Source organism: Pseudolysinimonas sp., assembly GCF_049651805.1.
GTDB lineage: Bacteria > Actinomycetota > Actinomycetes > Actinomycetales > Microbacteriaceae > Pseudolysinimonas_A.
Window position 1 is genome coordinate 120,510 of record NZ_JBASCU010000048.1, and the last position, 6,000, is coordinate 126,509.

Annotated in this window: 8 protein-coding genes; 4 read left to right on the forward strand and 4 right to left on the reverse strand. The window is 69.9% G+C overall.

Features of this window, described 5'->3' with window-relative positions; genetic code table 11:
• Nucleotides 1-32: 32 nt before the first annotated feature.
• The 3 genes from WBL06_RS12305 to WBL06_RS12315 all read right to left on the reverse strand — a co-directional run bounded on the left by WBL06_RS12305 (nucleotide 33) and on the right by WBL06_RS12315 (nucleotide 2,711).
• Nucleotides 33-431: a hypothetical protein gene (locus WBL06_RS12305; protein ID WP_424456472.1), complete on the reverse strand. Its 399-nt coding sequence runs from the start codon at nucleotides 429-431 to the stop codon at nucleotides 33-35.
• Nucleotides 432-510: 79 nt separating this feature from the next.
• A complete protein-coding gene (locus tag WBL06_RS12310; protein WP_424456473.1) occupies nucleotides 511-1,464 on the reverse strand; it encodes a hypothetical protein in 954 nt (317 codons plus the stop codon).
• Between the two features lie 56 nt (nucleotides 1,465-1,520).
• Nucleotides 1,521-2,711: a flavin-containing monooxygenase gene (locus tag WBL06_RS12315; protein ID WP_424456475.1), complete on the reverse strand. Its 1,191-nt coding sequence runs from the start codon at nucleotides 2,709-2,711 to the stop codon at nucleotides 1,521-1,523.
• Between the two features lie 58 nt (nucleotides 2,712-2,769).
• Between WBL06_RS12315 and WBL06_RS12320 the strand changes: the two genes are divergently transcribed.
• The 4 genes from WBL06_RS12320 to WBL06_RS12335 are packed head-to-tail and all read left to right on the forward strand — an operon-like array spanning nucleotide 2,770 to nucleotide 4,253.
• Nucleotides 2,770-3,558, forward strand: coding sequence for an SDR family oxidoreductase (locus WBL06_RS12320; protein WP_424456477.1), 789 nt, complete (start codon nucleotides 2,770-2,772; stop codon nucleotides 3,556-3,558).
• 32 nt (nucleotides 3,559-3,590) lie between these two features.
• Nucleotides 3,591-3,869 (forward strand): DUF4190 domain-containing protein, encoded by a 279-nt coding sequence (locus WBL06_RS12325; RefSeq protein WP_424456479.1) that lies wholly within the window; start codon nucleotides 3,591-3,593, stop codon nucleotides 3,867-3,869.
• The gene (locus WBL06_RS12330) at nucleotides 3,866-4,024 is read left to right on the forward strand and encodes a hypothetical protein (protein ID WP_424456480.1); all 159 of its coding nucleotides are present in this window, start codon (nucleotides 3,866-3,868) and stop codon (nucleotides 4,022-4,024) included. Before WBL06_RS12325 ends, WBL06_RS12330 begins: the two co-directional genes overlap by 4 nt.
• Nucleotides 4,011-4,253 (forward strand): DUF4190 domain-containing protein, encoded by a 243-nt coding sequence (locus tag WBL06_RS12335; RefSeq protein WP_424456482.1) that lies wholly within the window; start codon nucleotides 4,011-4,013, stop codon nucleotides 4,251-4,253. Before WBL06_RS12330 ends, WBL06_RS12335 begins: the two co-directional genes overlap by 14 nt.
• A 34-nt stretch (nucleotides 4,254-4,287) precedes the next feature.
• Here WBL06_RS12335 and WBL06_RS12340 read toward each other — a convergent pair.
• A partial coding sequence (locus WBL06_RS12340) for a hypothetical protein (RefSeq protein WP_424456484.1) occupies nucleotides 4,288-6,000 on the reverse strand: 1,713 nt, incomplete at its 5' end.

Below are 6,000 nucleotides of genomic sequence, written 5' to 3' on the forward strand. Positions count from 1 at the left end.
CCATTGTCTCCCGGCAACGAGCGCTGAACGTGCTAGGCGCGGCTGAGCACCTCCGGCGCCGCAACGTCGACGATCCCTGACGCGAGGGCGACGAGCCGGGCATCGGGCGTGACGAGGGCATCCGCCTGCAGCCTCGTCACCGCCAGGTACTCGGCATCGCGCAGATCGCCCCAGTCGTGGTCGCGCGAAAGGTTCCACGCCGTGCGCCGTGACACCCGGTCACCGAGCAGGCGGATCTTCGTCTCGGTCGCCCGGTTGTGCACCACCAGAGCATCCTTCTCATCGCGCTCGCCGCGACGCACCTCACCCAGCAGGATCGTCAGCAGGTCGCCGAGGATGCGGTTGGGCGCCACGAGCGAGTGTGCCGGGTCGACGGCGAGGCCATGATCGGCGATGAGCAATAGGGTCGCGGGGTCGATGCCGTAGCGCATGCCGTCACGTTATCCCGAGGCCCGGACGCAGCGACGCCCGCCTCCGCAACGGGGAGACGGGCGTCGTCAAGAACGAGGGTCAGCCCGCGTTCTCCAACTCGTACGCGTCGCGAAGCTGCTCGATCTCGGCCTCGATCTCGTCGAGGTTGGCCGGATCGGTCAGGCCGCACTGCTCCATCTCCTGGTCGACCTGAAGGGTGAGACCCTCCTTGCCGTCGGCGTGGGCGTCGGCGACGGTTCCTTCGCGGATCTCGTTCGCGGCCGAATCCATGTTGACCGCAGAGGCGTCGGTGCACAGGTGGTAGACCTTGCCAGCCGGCGTCCACGCGACGATGTCGCTGCCGGTGAGTTCGGTGACGATCGCGGTGTACTCGTCGATCTGCCCCTCGTTGGCGATCTCCTCTTCGATCTGACCTTCGGTGTTCTCCTCCAGTGAGGCGGGGTTCCACTCGATGTTCAGCAGTACGGCGGCGACCAGCACGACCGCCCCGACCGCGCCGGCGATACCCTTGGTCTTGTTGTCGAGGTTCTTGTTCAGCAGGATCACGATGATGATCGGCACGAACGCGATGATCGTGATGATGGCGCCCAGCTGGTTCTGCACGAAGTAGCGGAAGGCCTCTTGCCGTGACGCCGGGTCGGCCTGGTTCGCGGCCTTCCACAGCTGCGAACCGATGACGGTCAGGATGCCGATGACGACGAGCAGGCCGATGAGCGCCCACATGAGGGAGTCACTCGGGATGAAGCCGGTGACCGGCTCACCGTCGACGTTCGTTCCGCGCACCTGAGTGAGCAGGTACCAGATTCCTACGCCTTCGAGGGCGATCGCGAGGCCCCACAGGATGAACGCGATGACGCGCTTGACGGTGGCGCCCGACTTGGCGTCGTCGCTGGCCTTCCAGCCGTCGCCCTCCGTGACGCGCTTGTCGGCCTCCGCCTTGATCGCGGCTCGCTCCTTCGCGGTGGTCGTCGGCTTGGGAGCCTCCGCCGCGTCGACGACCTTCTTGCCGCTCCTGCTGGTGCGCTCTGCCATGGGGGTGCCCTCCTAGAACTGGTGCGCCACAGCATAGCGGCGGCCGGGAAACGGCCTCAGCGTCGGCTAGCCCGCCGAGCGACCGCCTTCGCGATCTTCGTCGCGTCGATCCCGACTTGGCGCAGGTTGCCGGTCAACGGGTTGGAGTACCCCAGAAAGTAGAGCCCCGGATGCGCGGCGAGTTGCTCCTCGGCGTTGATCAGTGGGCGTCCGTTGCGACCCAACACGCCGAGGTCGCCGACGAGCGGCTCGAGCCCCCGCCGGAATCCGGTCGCGACCACGACGGCGTCAGGCTTCAGCGAGCTGCCGTCGGCAAGCACCACGGCATCCTTCGTGAACCCCTCGACGGCGGGGACGATCTGGACGCCGCCCGACTTGAGCGCCTGGATCAAGCCGACATCGATCGTCGGCGTCACGTCATCGCGTTGCAGTTGGGTGGCGATGCCGCGGGGCGCCTCCGGGATGCCGTACCGGCTCAGGCTGCCGACGGCCACCTTCTGCAACAGTCCGGCCAACAGGTCTTGTGCCGTGACCGGCAGTGCCGACATCGAGATGACGAGCGCCTGACTCGGGATGCCGGCGATCGCCCGCAGCACGACGTTCGGCGGCGTGCGCATCGCGAGCGACACCCGCACTCCCGCATCGGCGAGGTCGGCGGCGATCTCGGCGCCGCTGTTGCCCGGCCCGACGACGAGCGCGTCGCGGGCGGCGAGCAGCCCGGGGTTCTTGTACTCGCTGGAGTGCACCACCGTGCCGGTGAACGTTTCGAGCCCGGGCCAGTCGGGAATCATCGCCGTGTGGTTGTACCCGGTCGCGACGACCACCGTGTCGGCCGCGATCTGGCCTTCCTCGTCGCCGCGCCGCCACGCGACGCGCCACTCGTCGACGCCGCGCTCCACGGCGGTTGCGGTGACTCCGAGCCGCACCTCGAGGGCGTGCAGTGCGGCGTACTCGGCGAGGTAGGAGAGCACCCCGTCGCGCGTCACCCAGCGGCCGTAGCGGCGGGGGATGCGGTAGCCGGGCAGACCGGAGAGCCCGCGCGAGGTGTGCAGGTGCAGCCGGTCGTAGTGGCCGGCCCAGCTCGATCCGACCCTGTCGGCCTTGTCGAGCACGATCGCCTCGACTCCCGCGCGCTGCAGCTCGGCGGCGGCGGCGAGCCCCGCCGGACCGGCGCCGATGACGACCGCCGGCACCCGGTCGGGCAGGGACACTCGGATGCTGCCGGATCCGGCGTCTGCGGTGGTCACGCTCACACCCTAGAACCCTGCCCGGCAATGTGACACCGACGCTGGCTAGCCTGGACGAGTGGATCTGCAGCTCACCGGAAAGCGCGCTCTCGTCGTCGGCGGCACGAAGGGCATCGGTCGAGCAGCCGCCGTCGCGCTCGCTCGGGAGGGTGCCGTGGTGACCGTCGCCGCACGGAACGGCGTCATCGAGGTCGCGGCTACGCTCGCGACCGAGACGGGCGGCACGGTGCACGGGGTTGTCATCGACTCGCGCGTCGACGCTTCGGTGCTGGCGGGTGTCGCCGAAGCGGCCGCTGCGATGGGCGGCGTCGACATCCTCATCAACACGGCAGCCGCACCCTGGAACGCCGCGAAGAACACGGTCGCCTCGCAGACGAGCGACGACGCGATGCGCGAGGAGTTCGAAGAGAAGGTGCTCGGATACCTCCGCACGGCACGCGCCGTCGCGCCGCACCTGATCGCCGGAGGGTGGGGGCGCATCGTCAACATCAGTGGCCTCGGGGCGCGCAAGTCGGGCTCGGTCGCGCAGACGGTGCGCAACATCAGCGTCGCCGCCATCACCAAGAATCTGGCGGATGAGTTGGGGCCGCACGGGGTTAACGTCACCGTCGTGCATCCCGGTCTGACCCGTACTGACGCCGTCGCGGCGTTGGTCGACAAACGCGTCGCCGCGGGCACCGCGCTTCAGGACGCCGAGCGCGAGATGGCCGGCAACATCATCGGACGCATCGTCACCCCCGACGAGCTCGCGGCGGTCATCGTCTTCCTTGCGTCACCGCTGAGCGTCGCGATCACCGGCGGAGCCGTGGATGCCGGCGGCGGCACTCCGGGCATCGTCACCTACTGACGGGCGGAGCGGCCGTCAATAGGCTTCCTGCCATGAGCAGGGTCGGTGCACCCGCGACGCGGGTCAACAGTTTCGCGGTGCTGAGCCTGATCGTCGCCGCGATCCTCGCGCCCGCCGGCATCCCTCTCGCCGTCATCGCGTTGCGTCAGATCAAGCGCACCGGCGAGCGCGGGCGTGAGATCGCCCTCGTCGGCCTGTGGGTCGGCATCGTGCTCACGGTGATCTACCTGCTGGCGTTCGCGTTCGTCGCCTTCGTCGTCGGCTGGTCATTCTGGTTCATCGGCGAGATCCCCGAGGAGGCCTGGCAGTGATGCTCTACCCGATTCCGGTGCCGGCCGGGTCGCCGCCGTGGCTCGGCTTGCTGCTGCTCGCCGGCGGCATTGTCGTGTTCGTCGTGGTGGTCTGGCAGGCGGTGCGCTACTTCCGCAGCGACCGCGGCGCCGAGGGCCGTGATGACGAGGACTAGTCTCAGCCTGATCGTCGCCGTCGTCCTCCCGCCGGCAGGCATTCCGCTCGCGGTGAAATCGCTACGGAGGATCGAGCGCACGGGCGAACGGGGTCGTGGGCTGGCTCGGGCCGCGCTCGTGATCGGCTTCGTTCTGACCGTGATCTACGTGCTCGCGTTCCAAGCCACGGCCGCCTTCGTCGGCTATTCGTACTGGTTCCTGGGCGGGATCCCCGGCCTGACGTGGTGACGATGCCCGCGCCGAGGGTGCGCTGCTTCCGCAGCTAGTCGAACAGGTCAAGCAGCTTCCCCACGCAGCCGTACTCGCTCCACTCCGGAACGGCGCACGTCTCGCTCGACGCCTGGGTGCGCGCCGCCGCGAGCAACTGGTCGAACGTCGCATCGGAGAGGCCCCAGCCGAGCGGCACCGTGACCGAGGGCTCGGTTCCGGCGGCGGCGATGACGACCTGGTCCGACGAGATGTCGAACGCGGCCATGGCCCGCTGAATCCACGCGTTCGGCGTGACCTGCGTGGCCTTCGTGCCGAACCCGGCTAGGGGCACCGACAACTCTGGCACCGACTCCTGCGCGCGCGGTGCGAGGTAAGCGCCGGGCGAGTTCTGGATGTAGACGAGGTGCGGCACCACGTCGACATCCGCCTCGCTGTTGTATTGGGTGACGATGCGGGCGAGATCGGGCGCGATGTCGGCGATCAGGCCGAGCCCCGAGTTCTCGGCATAGCCGCCGTCGACGAGGTGCAGGCGATCGCGATCGTCACCCAGGTCGCCCTCGCTGCCGCCGCACGCGGCGCTGCGGTCGATCACACCGCCTGGGGTGACGACGGGGAACCGCGCCGAGAGCATGGATGCGGTGGCCCAGTCGGCTCCGAACGCGCACGTTCCAAAGAAGTCGACGAGGTCGATCGTGAGCGGCGGCTCTGCCGAGCCCTGATCGCAGCGCGGCCGTTGGGCGTTGCCTTCCGCATCGCCGCCGTGCCCCTGCTCTGTCGTCGACCCGAAGCGCCCGTCGCCGAGATCGACCTGACTCACGACGACCCGACAGCCGGAGAGGATGTCGGTGGAGTTGAGAACGACGAGTCCGGTCGGGGCGGCGGGCTGGGCATCCCACGGCAGCGCAAGCGACGGGTCGGCATCCCGCCAGGCGTCTTCGATGAGCGCGGCGCGGTCTCGCCACCGGGTCGGGTCTTCGAAGGTCGGCGAGCGCAGCCCGGTGGTCGAGGCGAGCGGGTCGCTGCCGAACAGCCCGACGAGGGCCGCGGGCAAGGCGGCGGACCCCCCGATGTCGTCGATCGCGGCGCGCACCCGGTCGGGGTAGGCGGCTGCCAGCCCAGCCGCTGAACCGTCGTCGGTGCGGTCGAGGGTCGAGGCGACCGCGAGTCCGATCGACCCGCCGCTCACGCCGCTGGAGAGGAACACCGAGTCGGCGGCACACCGCCCGTCGGCGGCGAACTCGGCGAGGGTCGCCACCGTCCAAGTGGCCGCCCGGATGCCGCCGCCCTCCGCCGCGACGAGCACGAGCGGCCGCACGGCGACACCGTCGATGGTGGTCTCGCAGCCGTCGGAACGCTCGAGCCAGTCGGCGAACGCCTGCTCGAGGTCGGGTCGCTCGACGGGCGCGGCATCCACCGCCAATCGGTCGACGCCGTGCAACGCCACGCTGCCGCTCAACTGCGCGACCACCACCGGGATGACGAGCACGAGCGCGATCACCGGGTCGGAGCGCATCCCGAGCAGCTCGAACAGCGCGAGCGGGCGGCGGCGGCGCACGCTCAGCACGATCAGCCCGAGGAGCGAGGTGATCGCGCCGAGCAACCCGACCGCGACCGCGACGACTCCGAGCGCCCCACCGACCGTCAGCGGCCAGAGCCCGGCGGCGCCGATGAAGGCGACCGCGGTCACGGCGACCACGGCCACGATCGCGGCGCCGAGCCCGGTGATGGTGGGGCAGTCCTGCCGGGGGTCGAACTCGCGGTGGGC

Coding starts and splice junctions, on each gene's coding strand:
- WBL06_RS12310 (WP_424456473.1), bottom strand. CDS start 1,464: ATGGCAGAGCGCACCAGCAGGAGCGGCAAGAAGGTCGTCGACGCGGCG.
- WBL06_RS12325 (WP_424456479.1), top strand. CDS start 3,591: ATGAGCAGGGTCGGTGCACCCGCGACGCGGGTCAACAGTTTCGCGGTG.
- WBL06_RS12305 (WP_424456472.1), bottom strand. CDS start 431: ATGCGCTACGGCATCGACCCCGCGACCCTATTGCTCATCGCCGATCAT.
- WBL06_RS12335 (WP_424456482.1), top strand. CDS start 4,011: ATGACGAGGACTAGTCTCAGCCTGATCGTCGCCGTCGTCCTCCCGCCG.